At 64.6% G+C, this 20,901-nt stretch carries 18 protein-coding genes; 12 read left to right on the top strand and 6 right to left on the bottom strand.

The features are described 5' to 3' along the window. Positions 1 to 7: 7 nt before the first annotated feature. The gene (locus ACMGDH_RS10770) at positions 8 to 3,337 is read right to left on the bottom strand and encodes a TonB-dependent receptor domain-containing protein (RefSeq protein WP_436827926.1); all 3,330 of its coding nucleotides are present in this window, start codon (positions 3,335 to 3,337) and stop codon (positions 8 to 10) included. Positions 3,338 to 3,665: 328 nt separating this feature from the next. Here ACMGDH_RS10770 and ACMGDH_RS10775 point away from each other — a divergent pair, with 328 nt between their 5' ends. The 6 genes from ACMGDH_RS10775 (at position 3,666) to ACMGDH_RS10800 (ending at position 9,918) form a co-directional block, all read left to right on the top strand. Beyond that, the gene (locus ACMGDH_RS10775) at positions 3,666 to 4,295 is read left to right on the top strand and encodes an ABC transporter ATP-binding protein (protein ID WP_436828247.1); all 630 of its coding nucleotides are present in this window, start codon (positions 3,666 to 3,668) and stop codon (positions 4,293 to 4,295) included. Further along, on the top strand, positions 4,292 to 5,491 hold the full coding sequence (locus tag ACMGDH_RS10780; protein WP_436827927.1) for an ABC transporter permease: 1,200 nt from the start codon (positions 4,292 to 4,294) through the stop codon (positions 5,489 to 5,491). Before ACMGDH_RS10775 ends, ACMGDH_RS10780 begins: the two co-directional genes overlap by 4 nt. A gap of 28 nt (positions 5,492 to 5,519) precedes the next feature. Continuing rightward, complete coding sequence (locus ACMGDH_RS10785) at positions 5,520 to 6,974, top strand: TolC family protein (RefSeq protein WP_436827928.1); 1,455 nt, start codon at positions 5,520 to 5,522, stop codon at positions 6,972 to 6,974. Then, positions 6,971 to 8,275, top strand: a complete 1,305-nt coding sequence (locus ACMGDH_RS10790; RefSeq protein ID WP_436827929.1) for an efflux RND transporter periplasmic adaptor subunit — start codon at positions 6,971 to 6,973, stop codon at positions 8,273 to 8,275. Before ACMGDH_RS10785 ends, ACMGDH_RS10790 begins: the two co-directional genes overlap by 4 nt. 96 nt (positions 8,276 to 8,371) lie before the next feature. After that, positions 8,372 to 8,938 (top strand): RNA polymerase sigma factor, encoded by a 567-nt coding sequence (locus ACMGDH_RS10795; protein WP_436827930.1) that lies wholly within the window; start codon positions 8,372 to 8,374, stop codon positions 8,936 to 8,938. Next, positions 8,935 to 9,918, top strand: coding sequence for a FecR family protein (locus tag ACMGDH_RS10800; protein ID WP_436827931.1), 984 nt, complete (start codon positions 8,935 to 8,937; stop codon positions 9,916 to 9,918). The genes ACMGDH_RS10795 and ACMGDH_RS10800 overlap by 4 nt, the downstream gene beginning before the upstream one ends. Positions 9,919 to 10,257: 339 nt before the next feature. On the opposite strand, the gene ACMGDH_RS10805 is transcribed toward ACMGDH_RS10800, so the two are convergent. After that, positions 10,258 to 11,091 carry a helix-turn-helix domain-containing protein gene (locus ACMGDH_RS10805; protein ID WP_436827932.1) on the bottom strand — a complete coding sequence of 278 codons (834 nt, stop codon included), beginning with the start codon at positions 11,089 to 11,091 and terminating at the stop codon, positions 10,258 to 10,260. Positions 11,092 to 11,277: 186 nt separating this feature from the next. Between ACMGDH_RS10805 and ACMGDH_RS10810 the strand changes: the two genes are divergently transcribed. Both ACMGDH_RS10810 and ACMGDH_RS10815 read left to right on the top strand, forming a co-directional pair. Further along, a complete protein-coding gene (locus tag ACMGDH_RS10810; RefSeq protein ID WP_436827933.1) occupies positions 11,278 to 12,291 on the top strand; it encodes an aldo/keto reductase in 1,014 nt (337 codons plus the stop codon). Positions 12,292 to 12,325: 34 nt separating this feature from the next. Beyond that, entirely contained in the window at positions 12,326 to 13,207 is an 882-nt protein-coding gene (locus ACMGDH_RS10815; RefSeq protein ID WP_436827934.1) for an oxidoreductase, read from the top strand. 25 nt (positions 13,208 to 13,232) lie between these two features. Here ACMGDH_RS10815 and ACMGDH_RS10820 read toward each other — a convergent pair whose 3' ends face one another. Further along, positions 13,233 to 13,673 (bottom strand): alpha/beta hydrolase family protein, encoded by a 441-nt coding sequence (locus ACMGDH_RS10820; protein ID WP_436827935.1) that lies wholly within the window; start codon positions 13,671 to 13,673, stop codon positions 13,233 to 13,235. Positions 13,674 to 14,057: 384 nt separating this feature from the next. Between ACMGDH_RS10820 and ACMGDH_RS10825 the strand changes: the two genes are divergently transcribed. From ACMGDH_RS10825 to ACMGDH_RS10835, 3 genes are read left to right on the top strand one after another with little or no spacing between them, the layout of a single operon-like run. Then, a complete protein-coding gene (locus tag ACMGDH_RS10825) occupies positions 14,058 to 14,375 on the top strand; it encodes a DUF899 family protein (RefSeq protein ID WP_436827936.1) in 318 nt (105 codons plus the stop codon). Further along, positions 14,305 to 14,802, top strand: a complete 498-nt coding sequence (locus tag ACMGDH_RS10830) for a DUF899 family protein (protein ID WP_436827937.1) — start codon at positions 14,305 to 14,307, stop codon at positions 14,800 to 14,802. The genes ACMGDH_RS10825 and ACMGDH_RS10830 overlap by 71 nt, the downstream gene beginning before the upstream one ends. Beyond that, positions 14,757 to 15,662 (top strand): hypothetical protein, encoded by a 906-nt coding sequence (locus tag ACMGDH_RS10835; RefSeq protein WP_436827938.1) that lies wholly within the window; start codon positions 14,757 to 14,759, stop codon positions 15,660 to 15,662. Before ACMGDH_RS10830 ends, ACMGDH_RS10835 begins: the two co-directional genes overlap by 46 nt. Positions 15,663 to 15,756: 94 nt before the next feature. Here ACMGDH_RS10835 and ACMGDH_RS10840 read toward each other — a convergent pair whose 3' ends face one another. Further along, positions 15,757 to 16,662 carry a LysR family transcriptional regulator gene (locus ACMGDH_RS10840; protein ID WP_436827939.1) on the bottom strand — a complete coding sequence of 302 codons (906 nt, stop codon included), beginning with the start codon at positions 16,660 to 16,662 and terminating at the stop codon, positions 15,757 to 15,759. A 115-nt stretch (positions 16,663 to 16,777) separates the two neighbouring features. Here ACMGDH_RS10840 and ACMGDH_RS10845 point away from each other — a divergent pair, with 115 nt between their 5' ends. Next, on the top strand, positions 16,778 to 18,649 hold the full coding sequence (locus ACMGDH_RS10845) for a TonB-dependent receptor domain-containing protein (RefSeq protein WP_436827940.1): 1,872 nt from the start codon (positions 16,778 to 16,780) through the stop codon (positions 18,647 to 18,649). Positions 18,650 to 19,181: 532 nt separating this feature from the next. Here the strand turns inward: ACMGDH_RS10845 and ACMGDH_RS10850 are convergent. Together ACMGDH_RS10850 and ACMGDH_RS10855 are read right to left on the bottom strand one after the other, a co-directional pair. Then, the gene (locus ACMGDH_RS10850) at positions 19,182 to 20,069 is read right to left on the bottom strand and encodes an SDR family NAD(P)-dependent oxidoreductase (protein WP_436827941.1); all 888 of its coding nucleotides are present in this window, start codon (positions 20,067 to 20,069) and stop codon (positions 19,182 to 19,184) included. Between the two features lie 42 nt (positions 20,070 to 20,111). Continuing rightward, positions 20,112 to 20,891: an alpha/beta fold hydrolase gene (locus ACMGDH_RS10855; RefSeq protein ID WP_436827942.1), complete on the bottom strand. Its 780-nt coding sequence runs from the start codon at positions 20,889 to 20,891 to the stop codon at positions 20,112 to 20,114. Positions 20,892 to 20,901 lie beyond the last annotated feature (10 nt).

Raw genomic sequence — 20,901 nt, forward strand, 5'->3', positions numbered from 1 at the left:
CCCCCTTTTAGAATCGCTTGGCTAGGCGGAAGCCGAAGATGCGCGGCTCGAGCGTGAATATGTTGGTGGTGAGGCCGGTGTCATCGGAGTTGGTGAAGGCGTCGGTGATCGGCGTGTCGTTGAGCACGTTCTTCACATAGAATTGCGCCGTCAGGTCCCAGGGGACATTCTCCAGCGTGATCGCCAGGTTTACATTGTCCCACCCGCGCAATCTGTCGTACTCGGTGTTGTAGACGCGGGCATAGCTCGGCCCCTGGCGGTAATAGTCCCCGCGCAGCGTCACCTTCCATTCGTTCAGAAACAGGCTGTACTGCGCGCCCAGGTTGAAGGTCAGGCGCGGAGAGTTGGGCAGTTCGTTGCCGCTGAGATCGGCATAGAAGCCACGTCCCCCGTTGGGCGCGCCGCTGCGCGGATCCGTGCTCCCGAACGGCGCAATCGGACTCAGCGTCGGATCATAGGGCAGCAGCGGATCGTAAAGGAACCCGAAGAGGGCATAATAGGGTACCTGCCCCTCCGGCAGCTCGGGCTCGTAATCGCCCAGCCGGCTCGAGGCGCTGCAAAGCGCCGCCAGCGCATAGGGCCCGATGCCGCCATCGGGCGCTTGGGTCAGCGGGGAGTTTAGGATCGCCTCCACCGCTACGCGCGGCGCAACGCAGTTGGACGGCACTTGCACCCAGGGGCGCACGACCACCCAGTCCGGATTGCCCTGGGTTCGGTCCATCACATCGATCGATTGCTCGCCATCGGCGATGCGCGTTCGCAGATAGCCGAGGTTGGCGTCGAGGCGAAAGCTGCGCGAGGGCTGCCACCACGCCTCCAGCTCCAGCCCCATCGACGTCGAGTCGATATTCTCGTTGAGCGAGATGCGGTCGACGATCTGCGACACCTGATAGTTGGTGTAATCATAGTAGAAGCCGGTCAGGTTAAGTCCGGCCTTGCCGTTCGCGAAGACGTTCTTGGTGCCGATCTCGAACGCGTTGACATATTCGGGCTCGAAGGTCTGCGCGAGCGGCTGATAGCGCACGATCTCGGGATCGAAATCCACGCGGGGCGGATTGGCGCCGCCGCCCTTGTAGCCGTGCGCGAACGAGGCATAGACGAGCGTGTCGTCCGAAAAGCCGACGTCGGGCTTCCAGTCGAGCACGGCGCGGCCGCTGAAGCGCTGCCATTTCTGCACGATATCCGGCTGCGGCGGATAGCCGATCGCCACCTTGCCGCCCGTCGAGCCGGTGAGCACCGGTCCAATCCCCAGGAGCAGCTGGCTCGGATAGGGCGTGCTCGTCTTGGTGTCGTTGGTGTAGCGAAGCCCGCCGGTCAGCTTCAGCCTGTCGGTGAGCTTGTAGTAGAGCTCGCCGAACAGCGCCCAGGATTCGGTCTCGACGACGTTCTTGCTACGGAAATAATTGTGGCCGTCCCCGTTGATCCGGTCCAACGAATTGGGGTCGACATAGATGCAGTCGGCAGTTGCGTCATCCGGTCCTGCCGGCTGGCACGGGCGTGTTCCGATCGTGTAGCGATTGTTGTCGAAATCGAACTGGGCGTCCAGATTGTAGAAATATTGCGCGCTCAATGTGAACAAATTGCTGAACACATAATAGTCATCCTGCGAGTTGAACTTGAGGTAGTTCGCGCCGAGGTTGAAGTTGAGCGCGCCGTCCCACGCGGATTGCAGCCGGACCTCCTGGGTCCACTGCTCGTTGCGCGACTGGCTCAGATCGACCGAGAGGAAGCGATCGGAGGCGCCGAGCTGGGGATCGGTGAATATGCCTCCCGGCGTCAGGTTTGGTGCGTAGACGGGAAGGTCCAGCGGCCCGCGAAGATCCGGATTGGTCGAATCGTTGAAGATCGGATTGGAAGCGAAGCGGCTATAGTCCTGTGACGAATAATAGCGATCGCGAGCATAGGCGGTCTGCGACACCAGTTGCAGCCCCTGCCCGACTTCCACATCCAGATTGAGCTGGAAGAAGTCGTTCTTCGCGCGGAAGACCGGATCGTAGCTGGTCGATATCTCGCGCAGGTCGCGCGACTGGGTGACGCCTTCGAAAGGGTCCGTGAGCTGCGGCACAGCGAAAACCGGCGTGCCATCGGGCAAGTTGCCGAGGCCGATGTTGCTGGCAAGGAAAACATGGGGGAAGCTCTCGGCATTCGGAACGCCGAACGCGGCGTCCGAGAAGAGCGTCCGCGCAAGGCATCCCTGGCTGAAGCGAGCACGCAGCGCCTCCGGAACCGGCGTCTCTCCTATCTGCTCGGGTCCCGGATCGCGCGTGCACAGCTGCTTGCCGCTGCGCGAGCGATTATCGTCCTCTTCGAAATGCTGCCAGATGAAGCTCGCCCGTACGCCGGCGGTGGGCTCCCACAGCGCCGAGACGCGGGTCGACCAGAGATCGCGGCCGTTCACTCGCGTGTCGTTGAAGCTGTTGTATTCGAACCCGTCGCGCTTGGTGTAGGCACCGGCGGCGCGGATCGCGAGCGTGGAGGTGATCGGCACGTTGATCATCGCCCGCGCGCGCCGCGTCTCGTAGCTCCCGATTTCTGCCTCCACCTCCGCCTCGAAGGTCTCCGCCGGCAGTGCCGGCAGCACGTTCACCACGCCTGCGGTTGCGTTTCGTCCATAGAGCGTGCCTTGCGGACCGCGCAGCACCTCGACACGCTGAACGTCAAAAAACTCTTGCTCGAACAATCGGTTACGAATCAGAGGGGTGTTGTTGAAGCTCACTGCGACCGCAGGATCGGTGCTCGCCGATACCGCCTTGGTTCCCACCCCGCGGATCGAGAAATTATATCCGGAAAAATTGCTCTTCGAGAAGGTAACGTTCGGGATCGAACGCAGCAATTCACCGCCGGTCTCGATCTTGAGGTTGTCCAGAGTCTCCCCCGAAAAGGCGGAGACCGCGATGGGTACGTCCTGAATCGATTCCTCGATCTTCTGCGCGGTCACGATGATCTCGTTGTCGACCGCCTCCTGCGAAGCAGTCTCCTGCTGCTGCGCTTCAGCGGGCGCCGACGCTGCCGCAGGACTCGCCACCACCACATAGAGATTGCCGCGACGGCGATACGTCAGCCCCGAGCCTTGGAGGAGCGCCGTCAGCGCCGCGTCGACGCCGCTGGTGGCCATGTAACGCGGCGCGACCTTGCCTTGGGTGAGTGTCGCGTCTGCAAGGATCGAGACCCCGCTCTGCATGGCCAGGTCCCGCAAGGCGGTGGCGAGCGGCTGCGCTTCGATCCGGAACATCGTCTCGCGCGAAGCCGCTTGAGCCGGAGCAACCGTCGCCACCAATCCCAAATGGGCGACCCCGATCAGCAAGAAATGACGCAGCTTCGGCGCGGTAGCACCCATAGATTCCCCCTCCTGAGCGGAGCGTGCCCCGCATCGCCTGCTGCGATTATCCGCAGTCTAGAGATATGACGCACTTGGGAAATGGTCGGGGGGATCGATGAAAAAATATTGGTCGGCCAGCGTGGCAGGAAGCAGATCTACATCTCGCAACTGCAACATTCCGTATCACGCCGCAGCGCACAACTTACACGAAACGGCCCTTTTGCGTCGGAAGTGGGCACTATTGACAAACATGTGAACAAAAACATTCCTTCCGGCGGCGGAGGTTGCTGTGCTCAGGCTGGAAGGGGTGTCCAAATACTACGCAGCGCCTGACGGAGCGTTTGCGGTGCTTCAAGACGTGACGCTCGCGGTAGGCAGCGGCGAGTTCTGCGCGATCGTGGGGCCTTCTGGGTCCGGGAAGAGCACGTTGCTGAATGTGATAGGGCTGCTCGATCAGGCGAGCAGCGGCAGCCTGTCGATCGACGGCTTGCCCGCGACCGGCTGCTCTGCACATGAAAGCGCGCGCCTGCGCAACCGCCTGATCGGCTTCGTCTTTCAATCCTTTCACCTGCTGCCTCGCCTCACCGCCTGGCAGAATGTAGCGCTGCCGCTGCAGTACCGCGGAGTGCAGCGGGCCGACCAGCGCGCGGCGGCAGAGGCGATGCTGGCCCGCGTCGGGCTATCCGACCGGAGCGATCATTTTCCCGGCCAGCTGTCCGGAGGCCAGAGCCAGCGCGTCGCGATCGCGCGCGCCCTGGTGGGCTCTCCCCGGCTGCTGCTTGCGGACGAGCCCACGGGCAGTCTCGACAGCGGTACCGCGCGCGACATCATGGCACTGCTCGCGTCCCTGAACGACATGCTTTCGGTGACGATATTGATGGTGACGCATGACAGGGACCTGGCGGCCGCCTGCTCGCGCCGGATCGCGATGCGCGACGGCAGGGTGCTGGATGGCTCGTCGGGAACCGAAGCATGATCGCCAGCCTGCCGCGCCACAACGCATTGGGGAGCGACACCTGGTCCGAGGCGTGGAGCAACCTGCGCTCGCAGGGGCGCCGGTCCGCGCTGGCCTTGCTCGGAATCGTGATCGGAACGGCGTCGATCATCGCCATGCTGAACGGCGGGCACATGGCCCAGCGTGAGTCGCTCAAGCTCTTCGCCAAGCTCGGTGTCGACATGCTGCAGATCCAGGCAGCGCCGTCCGGGGATCGCGCGGCGGCATTGTCGCGCGCCGCGATCGACGCCCTGCCGGCGACCGACCCGGACGTGCTGGAGGCGGTCCCGCTGGCTACCGGCCGATCGTCGGCGCGGGCGAATGCCCATATGGCCGATGTCGCCACGCTCGGGGCACCCGCTGGCTTCGCAGCGTTCACCGGTCTGCGCATTGCCGAGGGGCGGCACCTGCGGCCCATCGACGATTGCGCGCTTTCCGCAGTGCTGGGCAGCGCCGCCGCGCGCGCGCTTTCGGGACCTGCAGCGCAGGTCGGCCCGGGCAGCGCCATATCGGTAGGCGGCTATGGCTACACGGTGGTGGGCGTACTGGCGCCGGTTGCGCCCGAGACGCTCGATCCGGTGGATTACAACATGACCGTGCTGACGTCGCTCGGCTGTGCCAGGCGTCTCGTCCCGAACGAGGGCCCGAACGCGCTGCTGGTCCGCTTGCGCCCCGGCGCGAACACCCAGGCGGCAAGCGAGCGGATCAGCGCCAGGCTCACGCACCCCGATATCAAGCTCACGGTGCTGGACGCGCGATCGATCCTGCGCACCATGCAGGAGCAAAAGGCAGTGCACGCGCGCATGCTGACGGGGATCGGTGCGGTGTCGCTGCTGGTCGGAGGAATCGGCGTGATGAACGTCATGCTGATGAGCGTGATGGAGCGTCAACGCGAGATCGGCCTTCGCGCTGCCATCGGCGCCACGCCCACCGACATCCGCTCGCTCTTCATGGCCGAAGCCGTGCTGCTGAGCGGCGCAGGGGGTGTCCTGGGCTCGGCGCTGGGCGCAGCGATCAGCTTCGGTATCGCGCGCAGCTCCGGCTGGGACTTCAGCCTCGCGCCCTGGACGCTCGCGCTCGGTCCTGCCGCCGCCGGTGGCATGGGCCTCGTCTTCGGCCTCTATCCCGCCATCACTGCATCTCGGCTCAACCCGATCGAGGCGCTGCGTGCGGACTGATGCCCTGCCCTGTCGCCCGAGCAGCGGCATGGGAGCGCTGCTCTGCGGATTCGCCCTGCTCGCGTCGCTCAACGCACGGGCGCAGACGGCGTCGCCTTCCGCGCCGATACCCCCTCCTTCGGGCGTTCGCCCGTCGATGATCGGCAAGCCCGTTCCGCTGAGCCTGATCGATGCCGTGGCGCTCGGCCTGCGCGACAATCGCACGATCCGGGCCGCCTTCCTCGAACGGGTCGCGCAACGTTTCCGGCTGCACGCGGCGGAGCAACGTTTCGCCCCGCGGCTGGATATCGTCGCCGATCTCTACCGCGAGGATATCGCCGGCGCCGTCATCGGCAGTGCGAGCGTCGGCGGCACCGGCAGCCTGCTGCTGCCCAGCGGCGCGCAGATCGGCTTCGTCTGGGACCGGCGCGAGCGGCTCGACGGGCGCGGCAACGCCGATGCCGCCAGCCTTGCGATCACCCAACCGCTGCTGCGCGGCGGTGGCTTCGCAGTCAACCGCGCTCCCGTCCGGATCGCGCAACTCCAGGATTCGATCGATCGGCTTTCGCTCAGGAACACGCTCTCGGAGGGAATCAGCCGCATTGTGTTCGCCTATCGGGCGCTGCAGCAGGCGCAGGCGCAGGTCCGGCTCGCCGAGCTGGCGCTTGCGCGCACGGCGGAGCTGATCGCCACCAATCGCGAGCTGATCGACGCTGGCCGGATGGCGGCGGCAGACATCGTCCAGTCGGAAGCCGATCAGGCGAACCAGCAAGTGGCGCTCTATCAGACACGCCAGCAGCGCAATTCCGCGCAGCTCGCGCTGCTCGAGCTCCTCTCGGTCGATCCCGGCACCAACATCGTCGCCTCCGATCCAATCGCTGCAGAACAGGTGCCGGTTGACCTGGAACGGGCGATCGCCATTGCCCGCGCGAGCCGGATGGACCTCCTCGCGCAGCAGCGCGTGGTGCAACAGGCCCGCGAAGGGCTGCGGATCGCACGCAACCAGCGGCTTTGGGACCTGTCGCTCGTCGCCGCGGCGACCCGGGTCGGCGGGCGGGATCCGGCGCTCGGACCACTGCCCGCGCAGACGGACAATCGGATAGGGGTTCAGCTGGCGATTCCGCTGGGGGACCCTGCGCCGCAGCTGGCAGTGGTGGAGGCGGACACGGGGCTGCGCACCGCCGAGCTTCAGCTGGAGGCGATCGACCAGGCCGTCGAGACCCAGGTGCGAGACGCAGCGCAACGGGTGGAGGCCGCCTGGCTGCAGGTCGAAGCAGCACGACGCTTCAAGGCGCTCGCCGCACGAGCAGTCGACGTCGAGCGCGAGAAGCTCGCCGCAGGACGTTCGAGCAACTTCCAGGTGCTGTCGCTGCAGGACGGCCTCCGCGCCGCGGAGGTTCAGGAAGTCGCCGCGGTCGTCGCCTATCTCGATTCGCTGACTTCTTTCGATCTCCAGATCGGCGCGACGCTCGACAGCTGGAACATCGAATGGAGTGACCAGTGAAGCGCCTTGGGGATCTTGGCCGGGCGAAGCGGCTCGGCATTTGGCTGGTCGCAGCCGCGCTTTTGCTGGGCGGCTTGGGGTGGTGGTGGACCCGCGCGACTGCCGACGAAGCCGGCGCGGGCCCGGAGCACAGCCTGCTCGTGCAGCGGCAGCCTTTCGTCGCCAGCCTGGCGTTCGCGGGCAAGATCGCGCCCGGAGACGCGATCGCGGTGACCGCGCCGTTCGACGGAACCGTGCGCGCGGTCCATTTCGTCTATGGTTCCCATGTTGCAGCGGGCGAACCCTTGCTGGCGCTCGACACAGAAGAGATCCTAGCCGCGCGCAACCAGGCCGAAGCGACTTATCTCAAAGCCAGCAAGCCGGCGGCTGAAATAGCCAATTGGAAGCAGGCCCCCGAAGTGGCCGCGGCCCGGCGGCGAGTCACCCTCGCGGCACTCGAGCTGGCGCGGCTAGAACGCGAGCTCCGCGAAAGCCGGCGGCTGCTCGACAAGGGGCTCATCCCACGCAACGAGCACGACGGTGTGGAGCAGCAGCTCGCCGCTCAACACATGGCTGCCGCCGCGGCGCGCGACGAGCTGGCGGAAACGCTTGCCCGCGGCGATGGCGTTGCCGCGCGCGTGGCGCGTCTCGACCTCGAGAATGCGCATGCCGAACTGCGCCGAAGCGAAGGCGACATAGGCAAGGCCCTGGTGCGTGCCCCCGCTTCCGGCGTGATGGTGGCGCCGCCGGTCGCAGGCGCGCGAGGCGCGGAAGGGCCGCTTCATCCAGGTACCCGCGTCACTCGCGGGCAATTGCTCGCCACGCTCGCGCGCGACGGCGGTCTTTCAGTCACTTTCGAAGTCGACGAAGCCGATGTGAATGCCCTAGCGGTGGGGCAGCCGGTCGTGGTCACCGGATCGGGCTTCGCAGGGCTCGCGCTGCGCGGACGGCTGAGCGCCGTCGCTGCGGAGACTTCGTCCTCGGGGCCGGCAACCGGCCCCACCCGTTTCGTTGCGCGAGCCCAGCTCGATGCCCTTCCTCCGGGGCAGGCGAGCAACGTCCGCATCGGCATGACCGCCGCGGTCGCGGTAACCACCTATCAGGCACCGGCAGCGATCGTGCTGCCGCCCGAGGCGGTGCAGGGAAGCGCTCCCTTGGCGCGTGTCCGGGTGCGTGCCAACGGAAGAATCGTCGACCGGCAGATCCGGGTGGGTCGTGTGACGCCGGCCGGCGTCGAGGTCCTGTCCGGGCTGCGCGCGGGCGAGACAGTCGTCTGGACCCAGCCGTCTCCGGCCGCAGACACGCAACAGCAGGCCAGCTGATATGTTCGCGCTGCGATCCCCCCCATTCATGCCGGTTGGCGTCAATCCCTTCAGGGAGGGGGCAACCACCGAAGGCCTGGCCTTCGGCGCGACGGGATGGATAGCGCGATGTGGAGGGGCGCGTCGACATTGCAGCGGGAGAAGGCCGTGAGCGGCGCGTCTCCCGCGCATCCGGACCTCGCGGGCTGGGCACGGCAGCACGGCCCTGCCCTTCGCAGCTATTTCGCCCGGCGCGTCAGCGAGGTGGATGCCGACGATCTCGTGCAGGAAGTCTTCCTTCGGCTGCATGCGATGCGGGGCGACGCGCCGATCCAGAATGTCGACCGGTTCATCTTTACTGTGGCCCGCAACATTCTGATCTCCCGCCACCGCTATCTCAAGGCCCGGCATGCCGGCGCACATGAGCCGCTGACCGAAGCCTCCGACCCGGTAGATACGCTCTCCCCGGAACGCATCGTCATCGGCGCAGATGAATATGAACGGACCGTCCAGGCGATCCTCGCATTGCCTCCACGGGCACGCGCCGCGTTCCAGTTCCATCGTTTCGAGAAAATGACGTATCAGGAAATCGCCGTTCGCATGGGGATATCGCGCGATTCGGTGAAGGAACTGATCCAGCGCGCGCTGGTGCGGCTCGCTGAACTGCTGGATAGCGACGCATGATACGGCGACTGCGCCCGCAACGCGAAGCTCGCCGGTTCCGCGCCGCGGACCTCCTGCTGCGCCGCCGGAGCGGCGAAGACGGACCGGAAGAGCCTGCGACCTCGCTCGACGAAGAGGCGATGCTCGAGATGGAGCGTATCTGGTCACTCACCGGAATGGTGGCCGACGATCCACGAATCCGCCGATCGGTCGATGCCGATCTCGCGCGCCTCCAAGCGGTCGCGCCGACAAGGCGCTTTGCGGCCATCGCGGCTGCGCTGGTGCTCGCAGTCACCGGGCTGATTTCCCTCGTATGGATGGGGGACGAGCCGGCCACGCGCATCGCCGCCGCGCCTGCGCCCAGCTTCGCTACCGAAGTAGGCCAGCGCAAGCGGATGATCCTCCCCGATTCATCGCGAGTAGCGCTCGACACCGACAGCGAGATCGCCATTCGCATGGACGACACCGCGCGCACCGTAACGCTTCGACGCGGCCGCGCCTATTTCAAGGTGACCAAGGACCCTAAACGTCCGTTCGTCGTGGTGGCGGGAGACAAGCGCGTGCGAGCGGTCGGCACTGCCTTTGAAGTGCGGATCGACGCCGAAAGGGTGATCGTGACCGTCGTTGAAGGAACGGTAGAGGTCGCCGAACGCCGCGGCGCCCAGCCAGCGGCGCATACCGCCCGCATCGACGCCGGAACCCAGCTCGTCACCCTCGCCCGGAACGATTGGGCGATTCATCGCATCGACCCGGACCAGGCGACGACTTGGCTTACCGGCCGGCTGTCCTTCGTCGATGAGCCGCTCGCGATGGCCGTGGGTGACATGAACCGCTATGCACGCCAAAAGCTGGTCTTCCGCAACGGCCAGGTTCCGGACGAACGGATTCTCGGCGTCTTCCGAGCAGGCGACACGCTGGCCCTTGCTCAGGCGATCGAGATGAATGGCTTCGCCCGGATCGTCAAAATCACCCCCGAGCAGATCGAAGTCGAAGCGGAGTAAGTGTGTCGGCCGTCAGAGCTGACAGGTGGCGCACCCGGCCTCGCCGGGCTCGCTCGAATTCCAGATCCCCAGGAGACTCAAATGTTCCGCTGCGCCCGGCTCAAGGAGCAAGCCGCTGGTGGCTGCGCTCTTCTCCACGGCAGCGCCAGATCGTCGTGGAGGATGACACGTATCCGCGCGCAGCTGCTCGGGCGCGGGCGTTACCTTCGCGCTGATTGCCGCCGGGATCGCCTATTCGCTGTGGAAGACGCGCGGTGCTCCAGAAGCCGATAGGCCTTCAGAGACGAGGCCTGATGATCCGGCTCGCAGTCCTTAGACGCCGCCGCAAGATCTTACCATTCACGCTCGCTCGGGGCGTTTGGTCCGTGCGGCGCGGCGATAGTCGGAAGGAAGAACCCCCATTATCCCCGCAAAAACGCGGGTGAAATGTCCAAGGTTGGAGAAGCCAACGCGAAGCGCTGCCTCGGTAACGGATGCTGCCTCGTCCTCCAGTATCTCCGCCGCCCTGGCGATGCGCATGCGCTGAAGACAGGCAAGCGGCGTCATTCCGCTGGTTTCCCGGAATGAACGAAAGAAGTGGCCGGTGGATACGCCCGCGACGGTCGCGAGGGCCGAAACCGAGATCGGCTGGCCGATATGGGTACGGATATAATCCTGCACTGCGCGCATCTGTCGGTCGGTGAGCCGGCTGGCCGTTCGTTCGTCAGGCAACGCGCCGTGGCGCCGGCTGAGATAGTGCACAAGTGCAGCCGCCATACTTTCGGCATAGGCGGGATCGAAATCCCCATCGAGGCGATGAAGACGTGCGCATTCGGCAACGGCAGCAACGACGAACGGGTGGCGCTCATTGGTGAAGGCTCCCGCGGACGGGGCTGAGGTGTCCGGCCATAGGCGGGAGAACATGTCGGTGGGGAGCGAGATCGAGGCCCAGCGGGAACGCACGTCCTGCAAGACGAAGCGCCGCTCACAGCCTGCTGGTACGAACGAGACCGCGCCCATGGTCTCAGGCCCTTGGAAGCGGTGGCCGCAGTCGGCGCGGACCTCAAGTTGGCGCGCGCCTCCGGTCAGGGTGACGAACAGCATGTCGTGGGAGGTTCGGATGAAGCCCTCGACGAGTGGTGTGGCAGCTCGACTTCCGGTGTCGAACGCTCCGCCGGCGAAGGGTGCGTTCACCCAATCGCTTGCGCGCGGAGTGACCCTGCGGATGTCGGGCTCTGCATTTGACATCGTGACGTCCTCAGCGGGGCATCGCTCATACGCAGGCGTCACGATCGGACCAAGATAGATCAGGATGCGACGAGCGGCGGCAAGGCCAAGCCGTTACTAGCGGGGTATGAGCCGGATGTCAGAGAAGGATTTATGCTCACGCGTCGTAACTTTGTCCAAACCTGCGCCGGTGTGGCAGCAGCGGCTGCTTTTCCTGGACTTGCCCTGGGCCAAACCGGGGAGCCACATCGGCGGACCATCCCAAAAACTGGCGAGGCAATCTCCGCGATCGGCCTCGGCACCTTCCTGACGTTCGATCTGCTGCCCGGCGCCGACCGCCGGCATCTCGCGCAGGTGATGAAGACCTATGTCGTGGGCGGCAGCAACGTGGTCGACACGTCACCGCTCTACGGCATGGGCGAGGTCAATGTCGGCGACGTCGCGGCGATGTTCGGAATGAACGACCAGCTATGGATCGCGAGCAAGGTGTGGGAAACGGGCGAGTACCTCGGGGACTCCAGCCACGCCCGCCAGAGCCTTGACCGATCGATGCAGCGGCTCTGGCGCAGCCGGATCGATGCGGTCCAATGCCATAGCCTCGTCAATGTCGACACAGTGCTGCCGCGGCTGAAGGAATGGAAGCAGGAGGGACTGATCCGCCATATCGGCGTCTCACACCACGACGATGCCTATTACGAGCCGCTCGGCCAATGGATCGAGCGCGGCGATCTCGATCTCGCCCAGCTCCACTATTCGATCGCGATGCGAGAGGCGGAGGAACGGCTGCTGCCGATGGCGGCCGATAAGGGCGTAGGCGTGCTCGTTAATATGCCCTTCGAGAAGGCGAGGCTGTTCAACCTCGTCGGATCGCGGCCGCTGCCCGATTTCGCGCGCGAGCTGGGGATCGCCAATTGGGCGGACTATTTCCTCAAATGGGTGCTCGGCCATCCGGCAGTGACGTGCGTGCTGTGCGCGACTTCGGTGCCCGCCCATGCGGAGGAGAATGTCGCAGCGCTGCGCGGCGAGATCCCCGATGCCGATATGCGGCGACGCATGGCCCGCTACGTCGAAGCGCTGCCGGGCTATGACGGTCTGCTGCGAGCGCCTTGGTATCCCGGCAAGCAGTATCGCGGTGTGATCGCCCGCGCGCAGAACGGCAACAGATGACCATTATCTGCGGAGGGACGATAGGAGAGCAGAAATGGCAGATGAAAATCGCGTCTGGTTCATCACGGGCGCCTCTTCCGGGTTCGGACACGCCCTGGCCGAAGCGGTGTTGGCGCGGGGGGAGCGAGCGGTCCTCGCCGCGCGCCGGGCCGAGCGCCTGGCCTCGCTCGCGGAGCGTCACGATGGACGAGCCCTGGCGCTTGCGCTCGACGTCACAGATGCCGATGCGCGGACCAAGGCCGTTGAGGAAGCGATCGAGCGGTTCGGACGGATCGATGTGCTGGCCAACATTGCCGGCCGCGGATCGCTGGGTGCGGTGGAGGAATTCGCGCCCGAACAGCTGCGCGAGCAGATCGAGCTCAATTTCATCGCGGCGGCCGAGCTCACCCGCGCCGTCCTGCCCCATATGCGCGCGCAGGGCTCCGGCCATATCCTCAACCTCACCAGCATCGGCGGGCTCGTCTCGATCGGCGGGTTCGGCGCCTATTGCGCGGCGAAGTTCGCGCTCGAAGCGTGGAGCGAGGCGCTTCGCGACGAGGTCGCGCCGCTGGGCATCCGGGTCACGATCGTCGAACCGGGCAGCTTCCGCACCGAGTTCGCGGGCGACGTCAACATGCGGCCGCTACAGCAGATCGAGGCTTATCGTCCCGTCATCCAGCCGGTCGAGGCGTTCCTCGACGGACAGGCTGGCCGCCAGGCCGGCGATCCGGACAAGGCGGCGGCGTGCATGATCGCGGTGGCCGAAAGCGAAACGCCGCCGCTCAGGCTGATGCTTGGCGCTGACGCCTACGAGCTTTGGGACCGCACCGTCGCTGCACGCAACGCGGAGCTGGCCGCCTGGCGCGAACGCGGCGAGGCGACCAGCTTTGCGGACGCGCAGATGACGCGGATCGGCGGCGCAAGCGGCCATGGCTAAGGCGCGCCGACGCCGCGCGGATGGCTCACGACCGGGAGGCGTTGAAATGCGCGGCGATGGCATCCGCCGCCGCGGCGATCAGGCGCGGATTGTCGTAGAAGTCGACATGATTGGCCGAGGTCAGCCACAGTTCGGACTTGCGCCCGCGAACTTCGGCGAGGAAGCGGCGCGCAAGGTGCGGCATCGCCGCCTGATCCGAATGGACGACCAGCACCGGCACCTCGATCGCGGAAGCATAGCCGATCGCGTCCCAGCTCAGCACCTCGGCATAGGACTGGACGGCAAAGCCGTTGACGTAATTGGAGTGAGCGGCGCGGCGGCCATAATAGTCCCAGGCTTCGGCAAAGGGCATCGCCACATCACCGCCGTCCGGCCCCACCGCAGGAATGGTCTCGGAAGACCCGGTCCTCTCCAACCGTTCGCGCGCCGCCACCCCGCGGGCAATCAGCCGATCCAGATCGGGCATTCGCAGAAGGTGGCCGAGGTGGTCGCAATCTTCTCCGGCCTTCAGCTTGCTTCCGGAGGCACTGCGTATCGCGCATAGCGTACATCAGGTTCGCGCGCGGCAGGTTATCAACGGATCAGGTCACGCGCAAACTTAAGACCATGCTGCGGCAGGCGGGCTGCGCCTTCCATGCTGCCCACCGATCGCGGTGTGGGACGGTGGGACGCGGCGCATTATCAAGCCACCAAGTAGGTAGATCCTGCGAGATGTGCGCGGTGTGCACGTAACCTCCACGACCTATGCACGGGAAAGGATAAGCTCGATCATGTAATTTCGCGCTGCTGGTGCATGGCTGGAAAGCAAGCGATTGAGCGATGGCACCACGATCAAATGTGGAGAGGAAAGATGCGCATCTCCGAAAGCGAAACAGCCGCGCCAAAGGCAGTGGAGCGAGCGCATTTTCAGGCGGAGCTGGATGTACTGCGAGTGCGGGAAAAGGCGCACACGCGCGCAGGCGACGAAATCGCGGCTGCGCGGCGCCGGCTTCCAATGGTTGCGGTGGACGGAGCCACCCGGATTGTCGGCAAAAATGGCCCCACGACGTTGCTGGATGCGTTCGAGGGCCGGCGAATGCTGATCGCCTATTACTACAATGTGGCTCATCGGCAGGCCGGCAGCAAGGCAATGCCAGGGATGCACATGGTTCACCTCGCAAGTCCGTGAGCTGAGCTACCTGCATTCCCGCGACGTGACCTACGCCACGTTCTGCCAGGGGCCGTACGAAGAGAGCGTGCGGTATCGCGATTTCATGGGGTGGGACGTGCCGTGGTATTCGGTCACGGATTCACTCGACACCCTGCTGGCTGGCCGCGAAGCCGGCAGCATGTATCTCATCTGCTACCTGCGCCAAGGGTCCGATGTCTTTGAGACGTACTGGACGACGCGTCGCGGTGTCGAGGCGATGGACAATAGCTACCGGTTGCTGGACCTCACCGTCTATGGGCGACAGGAGGAGCAGGAGGTGTCGCCGCCGGGCTGGCCGCAAGGTTGGGGGGAAAACGACCGCGTGCATCCGTTCCGGATTGACGGACGGCCGATCGCGCAATGGCCGCGCCTGAACGCCGGCGTTTCCGACGATCTGGGCAACTGACCGCTAAGAGCCGCCGTGCGGCGCGCGTGACAGACAAGGAATCAGCAATGATCAAATGGCGCCTGACGACAACCTGCATCGCGGCGATGATCGTCGCCGCATGTTCGTCCGAACCGCCAAGCGCCGGAAATGAAGGCGAACCAGCGCGATCGATCGTGCGGACGGGCCCAGTCGTCGATTCCTTCCATTTGCCACGCGACCTCGAGATTCAGGTGGCGGAGAGCGCGCTGCCGCGGCATCTGCAGGAGCGGGCCACGATCTACGTGCTCAACCCGCGCAAGGGCTTTGAGGTCGCCCGGGCCGGGACGAACGGCTTTCACGCCTTCCTCGCCCGAATCGGTGACGATGCATTTCGCGGGAACTGGTCGTTCACCGAGTACCGGACCGATATCATCTATCCGATCGCGTTCGACGAGGTCGGATCGAAGGCCAACATGCGGGTGTTCTTCGACGCGGCAGAGTTCCAGGCGCAAGGCACCCCACCTGCCGATCTCAAGAAGCTGATCAAGCAGCGGTATGCATCGGGATACTACAAGGCGCCGGATCGCGGCGGCGTGTCGTATATGCTCTCCCCGATCCTGCGGACCTATATCGATCCCGAGAATTCGGGAGACGTCGAGACGTCGACCAACCCGCACATCATGCACTATGCGCCCAATGTATCCAATCAGGCGCTCGGCGGGGTGAAGCCGAGCATCAATCCGTTGACCTTCATCATCCAAGAGGGGCCTCATGGTTTCGCTGTCCAGCACCTCGGGGAAAAGGAGATGGCCGCGATCAAGAACCATTATGCACCAATGCTGGACCGGCTTTGCGGCCTCAATCCGCTGTGGTGTCTGCCCGACGATGGCAAGCAGTGACAGCCTCCACGGCGCGAATTTGAGCCGCTAACCGCTTGGCAGCGTGTGCCTGGTTAGGGCTGCGGACGCCTTGCAGCGGGATGTGTTTCGCCGATTACGCAATTTCGTCGCGACCCTCCTCGACCGCGAGCGCAAGAATCCGATCGCGCAGTGTCAGGACGGCTTGGCGGGTTTCTCCCGCACGCACGCAAACGAAGTGGCTGGCGGGATTCTTCATATTCTCAGACGTTATGGTCGTTAGCCTCCCGTCAATCAGCCAGTCGGCCGCAAGGGGTTGACGAATCAGCGCGACGCCGAGCCCCACCTCTCCCGCTGCGAGCACCGTATCATAATCCTCGAAACGACGATCCTGCCATCGCGGCCGGTACGAGATCCCGAACCTGCTCAGAAACGCCCGCCACTGCGATATATCGGAGTCGTGAAGCAGAGGCCATTGAAGCAACTCGGCAATCGCCGGCGCGGCGCTCATTCGGCTGCGCAGGTCGGACGAAGCGGCCGGCGCGAGCGTTTCCTCGACAATTTGCCTCGCTTCGACGCCAACCCATGTGCCGCGCCCGTAGCGGACCACGACGTCGGCTTCCCGGGCATCCAGGTCCATTACCCGATGATCGAGAGACAGGTCGATATGCGTGTCGTTTCGCTCGATGACAGGGAGGCGGCGCAGCAGCCAGAGCCGCGCGAATGACGGGACGACCGACATTCGGACGGTCTGACGGCCGCGTCTCGGCCGCCATTGCTCGGCACTCTGCGATAATCCGGCGAGGCTCTGCCGGGCAGCGTTGACAAAGCGGAGCCCCGCCGGGGTCAGCCGGACACCTCTGCCATGCCGCTCGAAGAGTGACGCACCCAGCCAATGCTCAAGCGATGCGATCCGGCGACTGACCGAGCCGTGCGTAAGACCTAGCTTCGCGGCAGCCGCGCTGAACGATCCTTCCTCCGCCGCTGCTAGCATCGCCGTAAGGCCATCGAGCGGCGGGAGATCGTATGAGCTGTGCGCCATACGCACATCATCGCAACGACCTATGTGCGAGGTCAAGTAGCGTTCGACATGTGATTATCAGCGGATGTCATACTTTACTGCTAGGATAGGTCTGACCGCTGTATCGCTACTCACTTTGCTGGCCGGCTCGCCCGTGCTCGCTCAGAGGGCCGACGATAACGCGATCGCCGACGCGGAGGATGCTTTCGGTTCCAACGATGGCGGCGAAGTGCTCGGCATCTACAATCCAAACTCCGTGCGTGGCTTCTCTCCGATCGACGCCGGCAATGTGCGATTGGAAGGTTTGTATTTCGACCGCCAAGGCGATTTTTCGCCAAGGCTCGTGGAAGGCAACCGGATCAGGGTCGGCGCCTCAGCAGTCAGCTATGCCTTTCCGGCGCCATCGGGCATAGTAGACTATCGCCTTCGTACGCCCGGCGACGATGCAATATTGAGCGGAGTGATCCAAGCCAACAGCTGGGGTGGCGCGCTAGTCGAGATAGACGCGGCCCTGCCGATCAGCGATGTGCTGAGTGTCGGCGCAGGCGCAAGCTTCAGCCGGAGCGAATACCCGTCGGGCAACAACGCCGACATCACCAACTTCGCCGCTATCGCGCACTGGCAGCCAATGCGTGGCACCGATATGAAACTCTTCGCAAGCCGCACGCGCATCGCGGATGAGGATATTTACCCCATCATCCTGGGTAACGGCGTCGAGACACCGGACCGCCTGACGCGGCGGCGCTTCCTGGGTCAGCCTTGGGCGGATGTCGAGACCGAGCGTTACACGTTCGGCGCGATGGGACGCACCAGCATCGCCGGCTTTGCGGTGCGGGCCGGACTGTTCAGGTCGGACAACGAGGTGCGGGAGGGCCACAATATCTTCCTTCGCGCCGGACCATTGGGAACGCCGACGGATCGCATCGTCAGCGCCTATCCGGGTCGAGCCGGGGTTTCGAGCAGCGGAGAGCTAGGTGCGGCGCGCATGTTCTCCACGAACGCTTTTGAACATCGCGTCCAGCTCGTGGTGCGCGGACGCGCGCAAGACCGCCGATACGGCGGTTCAGTCCGACGCGCGGTCGGCTTTGCGCCGTTCGGAGAGGCCGATTATGTCGCCAGGCCGGACTTTGCCTTTTCGGCTCAATCCCGCGACCGCGTTCGCCAATGGTCGATCGGCCTGGACTATCAGGTGCGGGTGAGCGGTCTTGGGCAATTCAGCCTCGGCGCGCAGAAGGTCGACTACAGCAAGCGGGTGACCGCGCCAGGCGGCCCCGCACCAGAGTCGCGCGATAGGCCCTGGCTGATCAACGCGACTGCCACGATCGATCTGACTTCTCAGGTGTCGCTTTATGGTTCGTTGACGCGGGGTCTTGAGGAGAGCGACGTGGCGCCGGAAGCTGCGGCAAATCGCGATGAAGCGCCGCCCGCGATACGCACGCGACAATTCGATGCCGGCGCGAAAATCCGTGCCGCAGGGATGGCGCTGATCGCCGGCATATTCGATATTCAACGACCCTATTACGGTGTTGCTGGGAGCAATCTGTTTCGGCAGTTGGGCACCGTGCGACATACAGGAGTCGAGGCGTCTTTGAGTGGGTCGCCTGTGCCTGGGTTGACGCTGATCGCAGGCGGATCTCTTATCCAGGCTCGCTTGACAGGTGACGAAGTCTCCTCAGGTGCGATTGGCAGCCGGCCGATCGACGTGCCATCCCGCAAGCTCGTCGCCAGTGCTGATTGGCGTCCGCCTTCATCCTCCATATCTGTCGACGCTACCGTCGAGCATGTCGGGCCGAACACGGCGGACGCGCTCAACCGGGTTCGCGTTGCACCCTACACGACGTTCAACGTTGGACTGCGCGACCGCTTCGCGGTCGGTCGGTCGACCGTCCTTTTCCGCCTTCAGGCCACGAACCTGTTTAATGCTTACGGCTGGGAAGTGGCAGGCGATAACGCCTTCGTTTATGTCCAACCTCGTCAAGTGATAGCTAGATTGGTGATGGATTATTAGCCTCTGAAGGTCGCTGGCTGGCCAATCTGAGCGAGTGCCAGCTCCCCCGGCGGTGAGAACGTCGAAGAGGCTGCACTGGGCCGCAACGAGAGCGCTGAGCCGGATCATCCGACCTCCGATCTCTCCATTCTCCGACCGGCGTACTGCGTAACAGAGACGGCTCTTGAGGGATATGCGGCGGCAGACGGCGGTCTATGGCGCGCCCGGAAGGTTCGAACTATCTGTTGGTCGTGACACTACCTGAGTGAGTTTCGTCCGCTTTTGGGTGCTATTATTCACGCCTGAACGTCTCAAATGAGGGCGCATTCCCGTCCGGCCGGTATGGGCCGTGAGTGGTCGGTCCGCTTTTGGGCGCGAGATGGTCCATAGCTGCCGATCGACATCGGTCTCAGCGGTCTGACCGCTGACCCTCAGGCAAGCCGGCGGTCTGCTTCCGAACGGCTGGAAACGACAGCCGATGGAGATCTGCCCCCGCATGGCGCTCAATCGGATCACGCCCGACCGGCCTTTGCGATGCGTAACACCGTGCCTCTTATTCGTAAGAAATCAACTTTCCGATGCTTCTCGGCATCTCCGCACCCTCGAAGTCGGTAGATAGACTGACCGGCAGCCACTCCGCAGCAACCTGTCTGCGCCTGTCCTCGGCCGCCTCGATCATGGCTACCGCATGGGGGCCTAGGACAAGGTGTTCGGGTAGGTCCGGCTTGTCCGCCAGGGCGAAAATCACCGCCGCATACCGGCCCGGATCGCCTGGTTCATGCCCAGCGAAGCCTCTCGCGAATTCGAGCAATTTGCCGATCGTCGGTTGGTAGTCGGGGAGCACGTCCAGATCTCGGGCGCTCGCCACGCGAGTCCATTCGGTCCGCATGCTGCCGGGTTCAACTGCCACTACCCGTACGCCAAACGGTGCCACCTCCTTGCCGACGGCCTCGGAGAACCCTCCGACTGCGAATTTCGCGGCACAGTACGCCGCACTACCTGGATGGCCCACTCGACCCGAGCTGGACGAGATATTGACGATCAACCCAGAGCGCTGCTCGCGCATCACTGGAATCGCCGCGCGCGTCGGGCTGACGACACCATAGAAATTTGTGTCCACCACTGCCTTGAAGGCTGCTTCCGGCATCTGCTCGAACGGTGCGATCTCGGCATAGCCGGCATTATTTACCAGCACGTCAAGCCGGCCGAACTGCTCCACCGCGTGCTGGACGGCGAGGGTAGCCGCATTGGGATCGGTTACATCGAGCTCGAACAGCGTAACTCGATCGCCGTACAGACCCTGCAAATCCGCGAGGCGCTCAAGGTCTCGGGCCGTGGCGACCAGCCGGTCACCCTCTGCGAGCACGGTCTCCGCCAAATGGCGTCCAAGCCCACGGCCGCTCCCCGTGATCAGCCACACTTTCTGGCCGGTCCCTGTCATTCCAATTCTCCAGTAATGAAGGCCATGTCGTGGTGGCAGGGGTCATCTGCCCGAAGCGGCAGTCTCGATAAGCTCGGTGACTTCGCCCGGGTGAGACACCATCACCGCATGCGAGGCGCCCTCGATGACGACCGCCTTCCGTGCACGCGCCCGTTCGGCCATGAACTTCATCACCGCGGGAGGTATATTTCGGTCGGCGGTGCCGTAGATCATGTAGGATGGCAGCGTCTTCCAGCTGGCGACGCGCGACGGTTCGCCCAGCGCAGACAGCGTTACAGGGCGTTGCGTGGCCGCCATCGTCGCGGCCTGCGCTTCGGGAACGTCGGCGGCGAACTGGGCGCGGAACTTTTTGGGACGGATGTAGAGATCCTTCCCGCCATCGGGGAGCGCGATCGTCGTCAGGCTGTCGCCCAAGGTGCTGCCCGGGAATTTCGCGGAGAGCGTGAGGCTTGATTCTCCGGTGTCGGGCGCAAAGCCGGCGACATAGACCAGCGCCTTCACATTGGCATTGCCGTTGGCCGCCTCGGTAATCACCGGGCCGCCATAGGAATGGCCGACCAGCACGACCGGCCCCTTGATCGACTTGACGATACCCGAGACGGCGGCGGCGTCGCTCGCGACCCCGCGCAAGGGATTAGCGGCGGCGATGACGGCATAGCCGTCCTTCTCGAGCCGGGCGATGACCGAATCCCAGCTCGAGCTTTCGGCGAAGGCGCCGTGCACGAGCACGATTACCGGTTTGTCGGGCGTGGCTTGGGTCTGAGCCAAAGCGGAACCGGAGAGGAACAAGGCTACGGCAAGCAGCAGGCTGGCACAGCGCATGAAGGGTCTC

The organism is Sphingomonas radicis (assembly GCF_051400635.1).
Classification (GTDB): Bacteria; Pseudomonadota; Alphaproteobacteria; order Sphingomonadales; family Sphingomonadaceae; genus Sphingomonas.

What these genes read in the sequence shown, in the direction of transcription:
- ACMGDH_RS10770 (WP_436827926.1), bottom strand. Translation starts at nt 3,337, where the DNA reads ATGGGTGCTACCGCGCCGAAGCTGCGTCATTTCTTGCTGATCGGGGTC.
- ACMGDH_RS10780 (WP_436827927.1), top strand. Translation starts at nt 4,292, where the DNA reads ATGATCGCCAGCCTGCCGCGCCACAACGCATTGGGGAGCGACACCTGG.
- ACMGDH_RS10785 (WP_436827928.1), top strand. Translation starts at nt 5,520, where the DNA reads ATGGGAGCGCTGCTCTGCGGATTCGCCCTGCTCGCGTCGCTCAACGCA.
- ACMGDH_RS10795 (WP_436827930.1), top strand. Translation starts at nt 8,372, where the DNA reads ATGGATAGCGCGATGTGGAGGGGCGCGTCGACATTGCAGCGGGAGAAG.
- ACMGDH_RS10800 (WP_436827931.1), top strand. Translation starts at nt 8,935, where the DNA reads ATGATACGGCGACTGCGCCCGCAACGCGAAGCTCGCCGGTTCCGCGCC.
- ACMGDH_RS10810 (WP_436827933.1), top strand. Translation starts at nt 11,278, where the DNA reads ATGCTCACGCGTCGTAACTTTGTCCAAACCTGCGCCGGTGTGGCAGCA.
- ACMGDH_RS10815 (WP_436827934.1), top strand. Translation starts at nt 12,326, where the DNA reads ATGGCAGATGAAAATCGCGTCTGGTTCATCACGGGCGCCTCTTCCGGG.
- ACMGDH_RS10820 (WP_436827935.1), bottom strand. Translation starts at nt 13,673, where the DNA reads ATGCCCGATCTGGATCGGCTGATTGCCCGCGGGGTGGCGGCGCGCGAA.
- ACMGDH_RS10825 (WP_436827936.1), top strand. Translation starts at nt 14,058, where the DNA reads ATGCGCATCTCCGAAAGCGAAACAGCCGCGCCAAAGGCAGTGGAGCGA.
- ACMGDH_RS10830 (WP_436827937.1), top strand. Translation starts at nt 14,305, where the DNA reads ATGTGGCTCATCGGCAGGCCGGCAGCAAGGCAATGCCAGGGATGCACA.
- ACMGDH_RS10835 (WP_436827938.1), top strand. Translation starts at nt 14,757, where the DNA reads ATGGCCGCGCCTGAACGCCGGCGTTTCCGACGATCTGGGCAACTGACC.
- ACMGDH_RS10840 (WP_436827939.1), bottom strand. Translation starts at nt 16,662, where the DNA reads ATGGCGCACAGCTCATACGATCTCCCGCCGCTCGATGGCCTTACGGCG.
- ACMGDH_RS10850 (WP_436827941.1), bottom strand. Translation starts at nt 20,069, where the DNA reads ATGACAGGGACCGGCCAGAAAGTGTGGCTGATCACGGGGAGCGGCCGT.
- ACMGDH_RS10855 (WP_436827942.1), bottom strand. Translation starts at nt 20,891, where the DNA reads ATGCGCTGTGCCAGCCTGCTGCTTGCCGTAGCCTTGTTCCTCTCCGGT.